At 67.7% G+C, this 14,365-nt stretch carries 14 protein-coding genes; 2 read left to right on the top strand and 12 right to left on the bottom strand.

Annotated elements, in window-relative coordinates:
* Nucleotides 1-15 precede the first annotated feature (15 nt).
* Genes BST42_RS16055 through BST42_RS16025 form a run of 7 tightly spaced genes read right to left on the bottom strand, consistent with a single transcriptional unit; the run spans nt 16 to nt 8,125 of the window.
* A complete protein-coding gene (locus BST42_RS16055) occupies nt 16-1,428 on the bottom strand; it encodes an APC family permease (protein ID WP_083120319.1) in 1,413 nt (470 codons plus the stop codon).
* Complete coding sequence (locus BST42_RS16050) at nt 1,428-2,609, bottom strand: M20 family metallopeptidase (protein ID WP_083120318.1); 1,182 nt, start codon at nt 2,607-2,609, stop codon at nt 1,428-1,430. The genes BST42_RS16055 and BST42_RS16050 overlap by 1 nt, the downstream gene beginning before the upstream one ends.
* Nucleotides 2,606-3,628 carry an ABC transporter ATP-binding protein gene (locus tag BST42_RS16045; protein WP_165760867.1) on the bottom strand — a complete coding sequence of 341 codons (1,023 nt, stop codon included), beginning with the start codon at nt 3,626-3,628 and terminating at the stop codon, nt 2,606-2,608. Before BST42_RS16045 ends, BST42_RS16050 begins: the two co-directional genes overlap by 4 nt.
* Nucleotides 3,625-4,596, bottom strand: coding sequence for an ABC transporter ATP-binding protein (locus BST42_RS16040; protein WP_083120316.1), 972 nt, complete (start codon nt 4,594-4,596; stop codon nt 3,625-3,627). Before BST42_RS16040 ends, BST42_RS16045 begins: the two co-directional genes overlap by 4 nt.
* On the bottom strand, nt 4,593-5,510 hold the full coding sequence (locus BST42_RS16035) for an ABC transporter permease (RefSeq protein WP_207569517.1): 918 nt from the start codon (nt 5,508-5,510) through the stop codon (nt 4,593-4,595). The genes BST42_RS16040 and BST42_RS16035 overlap by 4 nt, the downstream gene beginning before the upstream one ends.
* Nucleotides 5,507-6,475, bottom strand: coding sequence for an ABC transporter permease (locus tag BST42_RS16030; protein WP_083120315.1), 969 nt, complete (start codon nt 6,473-6,475; stop codon nt 5,507-5,509). The genes BST42_RS16035 and BST42_RS16030 overlap by 4 nt, the downstream gene beginning before the upstream one ends.
* 6 nt (nt 6,476-6,481) lie before the next feature.
* Nucleotides 6,482-8,125, bottom strand: a complete 1,644-nt coding sequence (locus tag BST42_RS16025; RefSeq protein WP_083120314.1) for an ABC transporter substrate-binding protein — start codon at nt 8,123-8,125, stop codon at nt 6,482-6,484.
* A gap of 196 nt (nt 8,126-8,321) precedes the next feature.
* Here BST42_RS16025 and BST42_RS16020 point away from each other — a divergent pair, with 196 nt between their 5' ends.
* Together BST42_RS16020 and BST42_RS16015 are read left to right on the top strand one after the other, a co-directional pair.
* A complete protein-coding gene (locus tag BST42_RS16020) occupies nt 8,322-9,155 on the top strand; it encodes a GntR family transcriptional regulator (RefSeq protein ID WP_165760865.1) in 834 nt (277 codons plus the stop codon).
* Between the two features lie 29 nt (nt 9,156-9,184).
* Entirely contained in the window at nt 9,185-9,739 is a 555-nt protein-coding gene (locus BST42_RS16015; protein WP_083120312.1) for a type 1 glutamine amidotransferase domain-containing protein, read from the top strand.
* Here the strand turns inward: BST42_RS16015 and ribD are convergent.
* From ribD to BST42_RS15990, 5 genes are all read right to left on the bottom strand, one after another.
* Complete coding sequence (ribD, locus tag BST42_RS16010; RefSeq protein ID WP_083120311.1) at nt 9,736-10,755, bottom strand: bifunctional diaminohydroxyphosphoribosylaminopyrimidine deaminase/5-amino-6-(5-phosphoribosylamino)uracil reductase RibD; 1,020 nt, start codon at nt 10,753-10,755, stop codon at nt 9,736-9,738. The genes BST42_RS16015 and ribD overlap by 4 nt on opposite strands.
* The gene (gene rpe, locus BST42_RS16005) at nt 10,752-11,438 is read right to left on the bottom strand and encodes a ribulose-phosphate 3-epimerase (RefSeq protein WP_110918636.1); all 687 of its coding nucleotides are present in this window, start codon (nt 11,436-11,438) and stop codon (nt 10,752-10,754) included. The genes ribD and rpe overlap by 4 nt, the downstream gene beginning before the upstream one ends.
* Nucleotides 11,439-11,448: 10 nt before the next feature.
* Nucleotides 11,449-12,927 carry an RsmB/NOP family class I SAM-dependent RNA methyltransferase gene (locus tag BST42_RS16000; RefSeq protein WP_237159467.1) on the bottom strand — a complete coding sequence of 493 codons (1,479 nt, stop codon included), beginning with the start codon at nt 12,925-12,927 and terminating at the stop codon, nt 11,449-11,451.
* Nucleotides 12,924-13,853 (bottom strand): methionyl-tRNA formyltransferase, encoded by a 930-nt coding sequence (fmt, locus tag BST42_RS15995; RefSeq protein WP_083120309.1) that lies wholly within the window; start codon nt 13,851-13,853, stop codon nt 12,924-12,926. The genes BST42_RS16000 and fmt overlap by 4 nt, the downstream gene beginning before the upstream one ends.
* 4 nt (nt 13,854-13,857) lie before the next feature.
* Nucleotides 13,858-14,365 (bottom strand): LemA family protein (locus tag BST42_RS15990; RefSeq protein ID WP_110918635.1); only part of this gene is annotated, 508 nt, incomplete at its 5' end.

Raw genomic sequence — 14,365 nt, 5'->3', positions numbered from 1 at the left:
GCTCATGCCGGCAGGTCAGTGCGGAGTTCGCGGCGCGGTGTAGAACGGCGCCTTGCCGACTTTGGCCGAGATGACGGACAACACGATTCCGGCCAACGCAAGGCCGACGCCGAAGCCGAGTTCGATTCCGTTCAGCGACCCCGAGGTGATCGAGTAGACGACGACGAACGCCATGAACGCCGCACCCAGGCCCGGCATCAATCCCCCGATGACGAAATCCTTGGCCGAGGAGGCGATCTGGCGCCGGTAACACCAGATCGCGGTGACCGCGGTCAGCAGATAGAAGATCGCAGCCATCAACCCGAGCGTGCTCACGATGTTGGCCAGCGCCTCGCCCACCGCGCCGATAAGCGTTGAGCCCCAGAGGAATGCGATGTTGAGCAGACCGAACAGGATCGTCGCGTTCAACGGTGTGCCGTACTTGCCGCTCACTTGCGCAAGCCAGGACGGCACGACCCGGTCCCGTCCCATGGCGAACCCGATGCGGGAAGCGCTGACGATCGCCGCAAGCAACGACGCGAGGGTGCCGCCGAGTACCGCGACGATCATCACGTTCGCCCAGAAGCCGCCACCGATCCGTTCACCTACGAACGCAAGGATGTTGGCTGCGTGATCTTGCATGTCCTGCATCGGCGCGATGCCCTGGAACGCCAGCACCGACACCGAGTAGATGACGAACAGCAGCACAACGCTGGTCACGGCGGCGCGTCCGGCGGTGCGGCCGGCGGCTTCCTCACCGACGTAGGCAGCGGTGTCCCAGCCTGAATACAGGAAGATCGCCAGCAGCACGCCCGATATCAATGACTTGAAGCCGCCCGCCCCCTCGACCGTGAACCACGACATGCTGGGCTTGACCACGTCACCGTTGCCGCGCGCGATGAACACCACGGCCAATACGGCGAACCCGATGAGCAACGCGTATTCGAATATGGCCCAGCCCAATTGGAACCGGGCTGACAGGGCCACGCCTAGTGCGGCCACTGCGGTGACGATCAGGTCGAACACGGTCCCCACGGCAGCCACCGCGACCGGGCTGTCGGCAGCATGATCGGAGAAGAAGCTGAGCAGGTAGCTTCCGAGCGGGATGGTCAGGCTCGTGGTACCGACTGTGTAGTACAGCAACATGATCCAGCCGGCGAAGAACCCGGCATGCGGGTTGAGCACCCGGCCCACCCAGGTATACGTCGCCCCCGCGCTCGGTTGCCATGCGTGCAGGCGTTGGTAACCGAGCGCAATACCCAGCATCGGGACGAAGCAGATGAGGATCGGCACGAAACCGGCGTACGCGACGGTCGCCAGGATCGCGGCCAACGAGACAGCCACGCTCTGAATGGGGCCCGAACTCGCCAGCGCCATCACCACCACGTCCACTGCGCGCAGTGCACCCGACCGCAATCCCCCCGCCGGGTCAGCGGTGTCCTGGGCCATCAGGAATCACCCTCCTTGCGACCTATCAGCGTCACCAGGGTCTGGCGCAGGATCTCCGCCGTCGCGATCATGTCCGGAATGGACACCCACTCCTCGGCGGCGTGATAGTTGCCGCCCTCCGGGCCGAACAAGACCGTGGGGATGCCGGCACTCTGGAACAACGCGGCGTCGGTCCACGCGTTGAGACCGGTCACTGGTGAGCGGACCCCGTTGACGGCTTCCGTCGCGTCGCCGAGTGCGCTCAGCAGCGCCTCGTTGCCCGCACCGGTGAAAGGATCGCGGTCCAGGCGGACGACGACCTCACCGCGAAAGCGCGGCTCGGATTCGGTGACCTCGGCGAAGATCGCCTCGATCTCGGCGACTCGGTCGGCCAGCGTCTCGCCCGGCTGGGTGCCGATCTCGATGCCCAGCACGGCCTCGTTCGGGTAGGTGGCGTAGTCGGTGCCGCCGCGGATCGTCCCGGTGTGGAACACGGTGCGGCCGTTCTTGGGATCGGGGTTGGGCTTCCAGCGTGTCTCGTCGAGCCGGTGCAGGCGGGTGACCACCTCGGCCATGTGCACGATGGCGTCGACGCCCTTGTCGGGCGCCGAGCCGTGCGCGGGCTCGCCGTGCACCACGATGTCGACCCAGCCGAACCCCTGGTGTTCGCCGTAGATGGTGTGGGAACCGTCGGGTTCGAGGTTGATGGCCAGGTCGATCTCGGCGGCATGATGGGCAACCAGGTGTTCGGTGCCGATGCTGATGCCCTCCTCGTCGATCACCAGGGCGACCAGCACGTTGCCCGCCAATTCTGTTCCCGAGCGCACCAATTCGCGCACCGCGAGCATTGCGGCGGCGCAGCCGCCCTTGTCGTCGGCCACGCCGAGTCCGATCATCCGGTCACCGTCGAGCACCGGGTGCAGGGCACTGTCGGCCCAGTTCGCGTAGCCGACGGTGTCGCTGTGTGCGGACAGGCAGATCGTCGGGCCCGGTGCACTGCCCCGTAACCAGGCCAGCACGTTGGGGCGGCCGGGTTCCACCTCCTCCAGCGTCGCCTCCAACCCGAGGTCTGCCAGCCAATCGCACATGAAGCGGGCGACGTCGCCCTCGCCGGCCCCTCCCGGGATCAGCCAGGGCGTCACGGAGTCGATTCGAACCATCGCCTCGAGTAGCTCGATCGCTTCCTCACGAGTGACGGTCATGTGGTGTTCTCCTTCGGTGTTGGTGATTCTGCGACGTCTGAAAAATGGCACGCCACTGCATGTTCCGGTGTGGTGGCGGTGAGCAGCGGTTGGTCGATACGGCAGCGTTCGGGTTCGCCGAGCTGCCGGTAGAGCGGACAGCGCGGCGCGAATCGGCAACCCGGCGCGGTGGCGGTGGCGTTCGGCGGCTCACCGGTCAACAGCGCGCGGGCCGCCCGCCTCCCGCCGCCTGCCTTGGGCATGACGTCCACCAACGCACGGGTGTACGGATGCCGGGGTGTGCCGATCACATCGGCGGCGCGGCCCTGCTCGACCACCCGGCCCAGGTAGAGGACGGCAACGCGATCCGCGAAAACGCCGGCCAGCGCGAGATCGTGGGTGATGAAAAGGATTGCCACATCCAGCCGTTCGCGCATGTCCAGGAGCACTCGGATGACCCCGGCGCGCAGCGAGACATCGAGCATGGACACCGGCTCGTCGGCCACCAGAAGCCGGGGCTGCAGCGCGAGTGCGGCGGCTATCGCGACCCGCTGCCGCTGCCCACCGGATAACTGGAAGATACGGCGCTGCGCGACCGCTGCGGCCGGCGTCAGCCCGCACATCTCCAGTGCCGCAAGCGCCACCCCGCGCCGCGCCGCCGCATCCAGGTCACGGCGGTGGATCGCCAGTCCCTCGCTGACGACGTCGACCGCGGTCGCATTGACCGGCAGGCTTTCGAACGGGTCCTGGAAGATCATCTGGAACTCGCGGCGCTGTCTGCGCAACGCCGCGCCACGGGCGTGGGTGATGTCGGTACCGCCGACCGACACCGTTCCCGAACTCGGGTCGACCAGACGCATGAGGGTACGCGCGACAGTGGTTTTCCCGCAGCCGGATTCACCGACCAGCGCCACGATCTCACCTTCGTGAACGGACAGATCGACGCCGTCGACGGCACGTGCGGTCAGGCGTTGCCGACCATGCCGGACCGGGAAATGCACATGCAGGTCGCGTACCTCGGCGACCACCGGCTTGGTCATGCGCGGGCTCCGACCAGATGGCATGCCGCGAGGTGAGCGGCAGCGCCGGGCACCTGGTGCAGCGTCGGGTCGTCGGTCGCGCACCGTGCCAGCTTCTCGACACACCGGTCATTGAACCGGCAGCCCTGCGGTGGGTGCGCGAGATCGGGTGGGCTGCCCGGGATTCCATTGATCGATGCCTGCCCGGAGTCCAGCCGCGGATAGCAGTCCAGCAACCGGCGGGTGTACGGATGCGCCGGCCTCGAGTCCGAACTCAGGATCTCCTCGGCACGCCCACGTTCGACGATGCGCCCGGCGTACATCACCGCGACCCGGTCGCACAGTTCGGACAACACGGTCAGGTCGTGGGAGATGATCAGCATCGCCAAGCCCAGTTCGTCGGCCAGACCGCGGATCAACTCCAGGATCTGGGCCTGGGTCATGACGTCGAGTGCGGTCGTGGGTTCATCGGCGATCACCAGGTCGGGGCGGCAGGCCAGCGCCATGGCGATCATCGCCCGCTGCTTCATGCCGCCGGACAACTGGTGGGGATAATCGGCCGCCCGACCCGAGGCGATCCCCACCTGGGTCAGCAGCTCGGCGACACGACGCCGCACCTCTTTGCGGTCGGCCTCGGGTTCGTGCGCCCGGATCGCCTCGCGCACCTGATCGCCGATCGTCATCACCGGGTTGAAGCCGTTCATCGCGCCCTGGAACACCAGCGACAGCCTTCGCCAGCGCAGCGCCCGGAGCCCGGCCTCGTCGACGGCGCCCAGATCCGTGCCGGCGAAGGTCATCTCGTCGGCGGCGGCAACAGCACCTGGTGGCAGCAGGCGGGCTACGGCGAGCGCCAGTGTGCTTTTCCCGCAGCCGGATTCACCGGCCAACCCGACCACCTCACCGGCGGACACGTCCAGATCGACACCGTCCACCGCGCGCACGCCACCGCGGTAGGTGACAGTGAGGTTGCGAACGCTCAACAGGCTCATTCGGCCGCCGCCAGCCGAGGGTTGAGGATGCGTTCCAGACTCTGCCCGACGAGGGAGAACGCCAGCACCACCAGCACGATGCCGACGCCGGGCGGCAGGAAGTACCACCAGAAGCCGTTGCCCACAGCACCGGCCGCGAACGCGTTGTGCAGGATCTGGCCCCACGAGGTTCGGGTCGGATCGCCAAGGCCGAGGAAGGACAGCGTGGCCTCGGCAAGGATCGACCCGGCGATGACCAGCACGGCGTTGGCGATCACCAACGCCAGCACCCCGGGCAGTATCAGTCGCCACAGGATGCCTGCCGAGGACAGGCCGACGGTTCTGGCGCGGGCCACCACTTCGCGTTCACGCAACGCCAGCGCCTGAGAGCGGACGATGCGCGCCGTACTCGGCCAGCTGGTGATCGCGATGACCAGAACGATCATCGGCAGGCTCTGCCCGATGATCGCACCGAGCGCGATCATCAACGGCAAGTTGGGCAACACCAGGAAGAAGTCGGTGATCCGCATCAGCAGGGCGTCTATGAATCCGGTGAACCAGCCCGCCAGCACCCCGACCAGGGTTCCGATGAGCACTGTGATGACAGTGGCGATCAGCCCGATCTCAAGGGACACCGATGTTCCGGCCAATACCTGCCGCAGCACGTCGCGGCCGAGTTCGTCGGTGCCCAGCCAGTGGGCGGCGCTGGGCCGCAACAGGATTCCGGCGCGGGTGTCGGCGACGTCGGTGCGGTCGTAGGGCGCCAGCAGCGGACCGGCGATCGCGACGACCACAACCGCGAGAACGGTCAGCAGTCCGGTACGTCCCATCCGGTCGGCGAGAAGCTGGCGCAGCACGCCGCGCCAGCCGCCCGGCACGTGCGCCGCGGCAGGTTCCTCGGGGTCAAGGGTGGGGTCCATCAGCGGTCCGGTCATGTCAGCCGCACCCGTGGGTCGAGCATCCGGTAGACCAGGTCACTGGCGAAGTTGGCCAGCACGACCACTACCGCGAAGATCAGGAAGCACGCTTCCATCACGGGGTAGTCGCGCCGGATCACCGACAGGTAGATCAGCTGCCCCATGCCGGGCCAGGAGAACACCGTCTCCACCTGGATGGTGCCGCCGACGGTGGCGCTGGCGTAGAGCGTGGTGGCGGTCACCACGGGCAGCAGGGCATTACGCACGCCGTGCCGCCAGAGCACCCGCCGCGGGGTCAGGCCCTTGGCGCGGGCAGTGGTCATGTAATCCTCGGACAGTGTCGCCAGCAGTGAGCTGCGGGTGATCAGGACGAACTGGGCGATGTCGACCAACACCATGGCGACGGTCGGAAGCACGAGATGCCGTGCCAGGTCCGCGATTCGGGTGAACACCGTGGGATACAGCGCGTCGGCGGTGTACATGCCCGCGATCGGAAACCAGCCGAGCGACACGGCGAAGACGAAGATCAGCAACATGCCCACCCAGAACGTGGGCAGACTCCAGAACACCAGCGAACCGATGACCAGGCAGGAATCGGTGCGCGAGCCGCGCCGGGAGGCGGCGAACACCCCGATCAGAACCCCCAGGAGGATCACCAGCAGCGTCGAGACGGTGACCAGGATCAGGGTGTTGGCAAGGGCTTTCACCACGATCGGGCCGACCGACGCCTGGTAGGTGTAGGAGAAGCCGAGGTCACCCTTGAGCAGGTTCTGCAGATAGGTGACGAACTGCGAGGCCATCGGCTGGTCCAGCCCGTAGTACGTGCGCAACCGGGCGATCGCGTCGGCGTCCAGATGTTGACCACGCGCGATGTGGGTCACCGGGTCTCCCGGCATCAGATGGAAGAGAACGAAATTCGTCGCGACCACCGCTACGAGCGTGAGCACCAGGTACGAGATCTTTTGGCTCAGATACCGAAGCATCGATGCTCAGGCCGGCTTCACGTCGAGGTAGTTCACCCGCGGGAAGTTGAGGATCATGCCGCCGTTCATCGGCTGCCAGCCCGTCCAGGTGTTGGTCCGGGTTCCGGTCAGCTTCTTCTGGTACCACATCACGATGTACGGGCAGGCGGCATAGTGAATCGCCTGCATCTCCTGCACGAGTGCGACCCGGGCGCCGCGATCGATGGTCGTCGACTGTTGTTGGTAGAGCTCGTCATACCGGGGGTCGGTCCAGAACGTGTCGTTGTTGCCGCCGACCTGATCGGTGGTGGCGATGCCCAGCAGGTAGGACGGGTCATAGAACGACGAATCCCAGCCCCAGATCATGACATCCCAATCCGGCGAATCGGCGTTGTACACCGTCGCGCCCATGCTGTCTGCGTCGGTGCTGGACAGCTTGAGGTTCACACCGACGGCCTTGGCGGCCGTGATGAACAGGTCGGCGGCTTTCATGTCGACCGTGGTGTCGGCGATCACCAACAGCCGGAACTCAAGCGGTGCGCCATCTTTGGACTCGCGAATGCCGTCGCCGTTGCGGTCGGTGTAGCCGGCCTTGTCGAGCAGCTCTTTGGCCTTGGCGGGATTGTTGTCCAGGACCGCGTCGGGCGCGGGGACGAAGTGGAAATCGCCGAAGGCAGGTGGCAGCAGATCGGTGCCGGGTTCTCCGTAACCGGCCAGCGCGAGTTCCACCAGTTGTTGCCGGTTGACAGCACAGGCCAGCGCCTGACGGACCACCTGATCCTTCAGGATGGGATTGCCCTTCGACCCCGGGGCGGTCGAACAGTTGAAACCGATCATGTGGAACGAGAACGATTCCATGGCGGTGGTTTTGACGTTCGCGGCGTTCTGCAGTCCGGTGTAGATTGTCGGCGGGACCTCGGGGACGATGTCGATATCTCCGGTACGCAGCGCCTGCGTCACCACGTCGTCGGAGCCGAATTTGGTCCAGGTGACTTTCTGTGCCGCCGGTTTGGTGCCCCACCACGATTCGTTTCGGATGACGGTGGCAACGCTTCCCTTGTCCCACGATACGAAGCTGAACGGTCCGGTTCCTACCGGTTTGTCGTTGGCATACTTGGGCAGATCGTCCTTGGCCACGCCTTCCCACAGGTGCTTGGGGGCGATCGGCATGATGACGCCGGGCTGCAATGTTTGCGGCTGCGAATAGGTCAGCCGAACCTGATTGTCGCCGACCTTGACCACATCGGTGAGGTCCTTGAGGTAGGCCCCATACGTGCCATAGTCGTTGTCGCGCACCATCAGGAAGGTGAAGACGACGTCGTCGGCGCTGAAATCCTTGCCGTCGTGCCACTTCACCCCGGACCGCAGGGTGTAGGTGAAGGTCTTACCACCGTCGGCCGTCTGCATGTCGGTGGCCAGCGACGGTTGGACGTTGAGCTGCGCGTCGTACCCCATCAACCGGTCGTAGACCAGTTGAAGGACGTCGTCGGACTGGGTCGAGTCGGCGGTGAACGGGTTCAGCGAGTCGATGTCGGTGGTGGAACCGACCCGCAGCACGGTGCTGCTGGCCGTCTGCGGTGCACACGACGCGAGTGCAGCCGCGCCGCCCAGTGCGGCCGCCACCACCGCCGACGTCCGGAGGAAGTTCCGACGATCCATCGTTGAAGCCATGACAATCCCTTCGCATCCCACTCTGTATACAGAGTAGTATGAGTGAAGATCATTGCCGGATAATTGCGCAAATGTTTCGGAAACTTTTCCGATGCCCGGGGAACAATCGCAGCTCCTGCCGCATGATTATCGAGGGACCGGGTAACTGCATACTGAGTGCATGAACCCCGTGGGTTCAGGACGGGAGGACCTGAGGATGCCGACGACGAAGCGAGCCGACACCACCGGGGCGTCCGCCGAACGCAAACTCCGCTACCAGCACGTCTACGACCTGGTGCTCGGAATCATGGCCGAGCGTGGGCTGCAACCCGGTGACCGGCTGCCGTCCACCACCGAGCTTGCCGAGATCGCCAACGTCAGTGGGATCAGCGTCCGGCGCGCTCTCGACGAGCTCGAGCGCGCCGGCAAGATCACCCGCCGACAAGGGCTGGGTACCTTCGTCGCCGAGCCACGCATCGCCAGCGACCCGACCCGTCCGGGCGAGCTGCTCCACACTCTGCTGGACAACGAACTCGGGTTACCCACTGTCAGAACGGCTCTGATCTCGATAGGGGTCGGCCTGCCCAGCATGACGATCGCAACCGCACTCGGCGTCGACCCGGGCCAACCGGTGTGGGAGATCTGGCGCAAACGCGTCATCGGCGGCACAGACAAGATCCTCGAACGTGCCGTCCTACCGCTGGACCGGGTACCGGCGATCGACCACGATCTGTTGGCCGACGGAGGGTCGCTGTATCGCTTCATCGAGGAGCGCTACCAACTCACCGATGAATACACCGAGCAGGCATTCGAGGTCGACACCCCCAGCAGCTGGGAGGCCGAACATCTCGAGATGCCGGAGGGTGACCCGATCGTGCGGGTGCGGGGGGTCAGCTTCGACGCCGACGGACGGGCCTTCGACTGCTTCGAACAGTGCTACCGCGCTACGAAATTCACGTTCTACACCGCCGGCCAGACCCGTCACCGCATTCTCGGTCCGACGGAGCTGTCGAACTGGTCGGTGGCGCCGTTGACCAACCCGGGGTATTGACCGCGCGGTCGGCGGGTACCCGACTGATCATGAGCAACGAACTTTCCGGTAAGAAGATCGCATTCCTGGTCGCCCTCGAGGGCACTGAGCAGGTCGAGCTGACCAAGCCGTGGGAGGCCGTCGAGCAAGCCGGCGGCACCCCGGAACTGGTCTCGACCGAGGTCGGCAAGGTGCAGGGGTTCAACCACCTCACGCCCGCCGACACCTTCGAGGCGGACAAGGCGGCCGACGCCGTCACGGCGTCCGACTACGACGGTCTGGTGTTGCCCGGCGGGGTGGCCAACCCCGATCAGCTGCGGACCAACTCCTCGGCGGTCGATTTCGTCAAGAGTTTCTTCGACGCAGGCAAGCCGGTGGGAGTGATCTGCCACGGGCCGTGGACCCTGATCGAGGCCGACGTGGTCGAGGGCCGTCAGATCACCTCGTGGCCCAGCGTGCAGACCGATCTGCGCAACGCCGGGGCCGAGTGGGTCGATCAGGAGGTCGTGGTGTGCACCGGCGGCCCGAACACCCTGATCTCCAGCCGCAAGCCCGACGATCTGCCTGCGTTCTGCGCACAACTGGTCGACACGTTCGCCGGCTAGCCGGGCACCAGGCTCAGCAGCAGGTCCGGTCCGATCCGGTCGACGCCGTCGTAGCGCCAGCGCAGCGCCCGCGCAATGCTGGGGACGCCGACGTCGTCGACGGCGGTGACCGGACCACCGAGCAGGATCGGGCCGACATAGGCCAGGATCCGGTCGATGACTCCGGCCCGCAGGAAAGCACCGGCCAGGGTCGGCCCGCCTTCGAGAAGCACGTCGGTGCGGTCGGAGAGCGCCTGGATCACCTCATGCGGATCGTGGGTGCGGATCACCATCGTGTGCGAATCCTCGTTCAGCACATTGGCTTCCGGCGAGATCTCCCGCATACCGACCACCACACGTAGCGGCTGCCGTTCGGCGAGGCCGCCGCCCGGCAGGCGGGCGGTCAGCGTCGGATCGTCGATGTCCACCGTGCCGGTGCCGACGACGATTGCGTCGCACGCCGCGCGCCGCACATGCAGGTCGGCGCGGGCCGCCTCACTGGTGATCCACTGCGAGGATCCGTCCGCGGCCGCGCTGCGCCCGTCCACACTGGTGGCGAATTTCCAGGTGACGTGCGGGCGTCCGGCCCGCTGCTTGTGCAGCCACTCCCGCAGTGGGCCGGCGGCCACCTCCTCGGCGCACACCCCGGCGACGACGTCGATTCCTGCGCCGCGCAGGCGATCAGCTCCTCCGGCGGCCACCGGGTTCGGATCGGCGACGGCGTACACCACGGTGGCCACCCGGGCCTGGATCAGCGCATCGACGCACGGCGGGGTGCGCCCGTGGTGATTGCACGGTTCGAGCGTGACGACGGCAGTGCCGCCGACCGCCCGCTCCCCCGCTTCGCCAAGCGCGACCACCTCGGCGTGCGGGCCGCCCGTCGGCGCTGTTCCTCCGACGCCGAGGACCTCGCCCTCCGCACTCAGAATGACTGCTCCCACAGGCGGATTCGGGTATGTCGCCCCTTTGACCCGCTGCGCCTGATCGAGGGCCAGCCGCATCGCGGCGTCGACCTCCGCCGGCGTGGGTGCGGTCATATGCGCAGATGCTGCGACGCGGTCGCGGCCTGCTTGCGCAACGCCTCGACCGCAGCGGCCGGGTCACCGGCGCCGTACACCGCCGAGCCGGCGACGAAGCAGTCGACGCCGGCCTCGGCGGCCTGCTCGATCGTGTCCGCGTTGATGCCGCCGTCGATCTCCACCAGGATCGTCAGCTCACCGGAGTCGACCAGACGGCGGGCGGTCGCGACCTTGGACAGCACCTCGGCGATGAAGCTCTGGCCGCCGAAGCCAGGCTCGACGGACATCACCAGCAGCGTGTCGAAGTCGCGCAGGATCTCCAGGTACGGCTCCAGCGGGGTGCCCGGCTTGACCGACAGGCCGGCCTTGGCGCCTGCGGCGCGGATGTCACGGGCCACCGCGACCGGGTTGTCGGTCGCCTCGGCGTGGAACGTCACGTTGTAGGCGCCGGCCTCGGCGTAGCCGGGCGCCCACCGGTCCGGGTCGTCGATCATCAGATGGCAGTCCATCGGGATGTCGGTGGCCTTGAGCAGGCTCTCCACCACCGGCAGGCCCAACGTGAGGTTGGGCACGAAGTGGCCGTCCATCACGTCCACGTGCAGCCAGTCGGCGCCCTCGACCGCGGCGGCCTCCTCGGCCAGGCGGGCGAAGTCGGCGGACAGGATCGACGGGGCGATCATCGGACGAGAAGGTGTCGCCATGTCAGTCACCTTAGGCATTCTTCTGCAGAGCGGCCGCGAACATGGCGTCGGTGCCGTGCCGGTGCGGCCACAGTTGCACGTGCGGGCCGTCACCGAGTTGGTCGGCCGGGGCGAACAGCGGCCGGGTGTCCAGCGCGGTGACCGGATGGCGGCGCAGCGCATCGGAGACCACGCCGACGGTCTCGGCCAGGTGCGGGGAACAGGTGGCATAGAGCACCACCCCGCCAGGCCGGACCAGCGCGATCGCGGCGGCCAGCAGTTCGCGCTGCAGCTTGGCCAGCACCGGTACGTCGGCCGGGGTGCGGCGCCAGCGGGCCTCCGGGCGGCGGCGCAGCGCGCCCAGTCCGGTGCAGGGCGCGTCGACCAGTACCCGGTCGAAACTGCCGGGCTGCAGCGACGACTCGCGGCCGTCGACGCGCAGCACCTCGACGGGAAGGCCTCGGGTGTTCTGCTCGACCAGTTCGGCCCGGCGCGGCGCCGGCTCGATCGCGGTGACGGTGCCACCCTGCTGCGCGGCGATCGCGGCGATCAGCGCGGTCTTGCCGCCCGGGCCCGAGCACAGGTCCAGCCAGCGGCCACCGTCGTCTCCGACCAGCGGGGCCAGCGTCAGCGCCCGGGCGACCAGCTGGCTGCCCTCGTCCTGCACCAGCGCCTTGTCCTCGCGTACCGCGGCCAGCCGGCCCGGGTCACCGCCACCGAGGTACACCGCGTACGGCGAATAGCGGCCGACTGTGCCCTCGACCTCGGTGGCCAGCTCGTCGGCGGTCAGCACGCCGGGGCGCGCCGCCAGGTGCACACCGGGGCGGGTGTTGTCGGCGGCCAGGGCGGCGGCCAGCTCGCCTGCATGGGCGCCGAGCGCATCGGCGAAGGACTGGGCGATCCAGCGCGGGTGGGCGTTGACGAACGCCAGGTGACCGACCGGGTCGGTCTCCTTGGGCGGGGCCAGTTCGGCCACCCAGCCTGCCTCGTCGCGGCCGGAGATGGTGCGCAACACACCGTTGACGAAACCTGCTCGCACACTGTCGAATTCAATGCCGGCCTGCTCGACGGTGGTGGACACCGCGGCATGCCCGGCGACGTTGGTGCGCAGCAACTGGTAGGTGCCCAGGCGCAGCAGGTTCAGCAGCACCGGATCGATCTGCTCGATGGGACGCCCGGCCGCCGCGGCGATCACGGCGTCCAGCAGACCCAGGGTGCGGCAGCTGCCGTAGGCGAGTTCGGTGGCGAATGCCGCGTCGCGGCCGTGGATGCCGCGCTCGGCCAGCATCGACGGCAACACCAGGTTCGCGTAGGCGTCCCGCTCCGATACCGCACGCAACACGTCGAAGGCCGCCTGACGGGCCGGGTCCAGCGGGGTGCGCCGCGGCCTGCGCGGTGGACGCTGCTGGCCACGGTCCCGTCCAGGAGGCGCCCCGGTGTTGCCACGCTTGTGAATCCCTTTGCCGCCCTGCGGTTTACCGCGTCCCGCTCGCTCCGGTCGCTCACTCATGACGCCCGCACCGTCTCGTCGAGCCGGGCACCGCGTGCCCAGTCCGCCGCGTTCATGAGCTTCTTGCCTGGCGGCTGCACCTGGCCGAGCAGTACCGGCTGCGACCCGGTACCCACCCGAACCCCGGAGCGATCCACAGTCATTTCTCCCGGCGGCAGCGGCGGCGCCGCCTCGTCGACGGTGACCGGGCCGACCTTGACCCGAAGGTCGCCGATCATCGTCCACGCACCGGGATTGGGGGTGACCGCGCGGATCCGGCGGTCGACGACGTGAGCAGGCAGGTCCCAGGAGATCCGGGCCTGCTCGACGGTGATCTTCGGCGCCACACTGACGCCGTCGGCGGGCTGCGGCACCGGAGTCAGGGACCCGTCGCCGATCCCGTCCAGCGTGGCTTCCAACAGGCCGGCGCCGGACACGGCGAGCCGGTCCAGCAGGTCACCGGAGGTGTCGGTGGGCTGCACCGTCTCGGTGACCACGCCATAGACCGGTCCGGAGTCCAGGCTCGGTTCGATCAGGAAAGTCGTTGCGCCGGTGACGGAGTCGCCGGCTGCAACAGCCGCCTGCACGGGCGCCGCGCCGCGCCAGGCCGGCAGCAGCGAGAAGTGCAGGTTGATCCAGCCGTGCGGGGGAACCGCGAGCAATGCCTCGGACAGCAGCGCGCCGTAGGCCACCACCGCGCAGCACTCCGGCGCCAGCGCGGCCAGTTCGGCGACGAACTCCGGCGAGTTGGGCCGCGCCGGGCGCAGCACCGGGATCCCTGCCTCGTCCGCGAGGCGCGCGACCGGTGACGGCGCGGGTTTGCCGCGGCGTCCGGCGGCCGCGTCCGGACGGGTGAGCACGGCGATCACGTCGTGGCGCGGTGAGTCGATCAGCCGCTGCAGCGACGGCAGGGCCGGTTCCGGTGTCCCGGCGAAAACGATTCGCATGCCTCTACTTTGGCACCTGGTAGAACTCGCGCTGCGACACCCCGGCCATCCCCGCCACGAACATCGTCGGAATCGTGGTGATCAGCCGGTTCGAGGTGGCCACGGCGTCGTTGTAGTACTGCCGGGCGAACGCCAGCTTGTCCTCGGTGTCGGCGAGGTTCTGCTGCAGGTTGAGGAAGTTGTTCGAGGAGTTCAGTTGCGGGTAGGTCTGGCCCAGCGCCAGGACCTGACCGACCGCGCTGTCGAATTCCTTCTCGGCCGAACTCCGTTGCGCCACAGACTTTCCCGTGGTTGCAGCGGCCAGCGCGGTCTGTGCGTCGGCGACGTGGTCCAGGATCGCCTTCTCGTGGGCGGCGAAGCTCTGCACGGTCTGCACCAGGCCCGGGATCAGCGACGCGCGCCTGGTGAGCTGAACGTCGATGCCCCCCAGTGCTTCGTCGACCCGGTCAGCATCGACGTCGGCGGGGCGCTGAAGGTGATCGGGCCGGACGGCCGCTTCGACGCCAACGGCA

This window comes from Mycolicibacterium rhodesiae, assembly GCF_002086695.1.
Taxonomy (GTDB): Bacteria; Actinomycetota; Actinomycetes; order Mycobacteriales; family Mycobacteriaceae; genus Mycobacterium; species Mycobacterium rhodesiae.
Note: the sequence above shows the minus strand (reverse complement) of the source record. Positions and strands in the feature narration are given on the sequence as shown.

Bases quoted from the DNA above. Each gene is read 5' to 3' on its own strand.
- BST42_RS16055 (WP_083120319.1), bottom strand. From the start codon at position 1,428: ATGGCCCAGGACACCGCTGACCCGGCGGGGGGATTGCGGTCGGGTGCA.
- BST42_RS16050 (WP_083120318.1), bottom strand. From the start codon at position 2,609: ATGACCGTCACTCGTGAGGAAGCGATCGAGCTACTCGAGGCGATGGTT.
- BST42_RS16045 (WP_165760867.1), bottom strand. From the start codon at position 3,628: ATGACCAAGCCGGTGGTCGCCGAGGTACGCGACCTGCATGTGCATTTC.
- BST42_RS16040 (WP_083120316.1), bottom strand. From the start codon at position 4,596: ATGAGCCTGTTGAGCGTTCGCAACCTCACTGTCACCTACCGCGGTGGC.
- BST42_RS16035 (WP_207569517.1), bottom strand. From the start codon at position 5,510: ATGACCGGACCGCTGATGGACCCCACCCTTGACCCCGAGGAACCTGCC.
- BST42_RS16030 (WP_083120315.1), bottom strand. From the start codon at position 6,475: ATGCTTCGGTATCTGAGCCAAAAGATCTCGTACCTGGTGCTCACGCTC.
- BST42_RS16025 (WP_083120314.1), bottom strand. From the start codon at position 8,125: ATGGCTTCAACGATGGATCGTCGGAACTTCCTCCGGACGTCGGCGGTG.
- BST42_RS16020 (WP_165760865.1), top strand. From the start codon at position 8,322: ATGCCGACGACGAAGCGAGCCGACACCACCGGGGCGTCCGCCGAACGC.
- BST42_RS16015 (WP_083120312.1), top strand. From the start codon at position 9,185: ATGAGCAACGAACTTTCCGGTAAGAAGATCGCATTCCTGGTCGCCCTC.
- ribD (WP_083120311.1), bottom strand. From the start codon at position 10,755: ATGACCGCACCCACGCCGGCGGAGGTCGACGCCGCGATGCGGCTGGCC.
- rpe (WP_110918636.1), bottom strand. From the start codon at position 11,438: ATGGCGACACCTTCTCGTCCGATGATCGCCCCGTCGATCCTGTCCGCC.
- BST42_RS16000 (WP_237159467.1), bottom strand. From the start codon at position 12,927: ATGAGTGAGCGACCGGAGCGAGCGGGACGCGGTAAACCGCAGGGCGGC.
- fmt (WP_083120309.1), bottom strand. From the start codon at position 13,853: ATGCGAATCGTTTTCGCCGGGACACCGGAACCGGCCCTGCCGTCGCTG.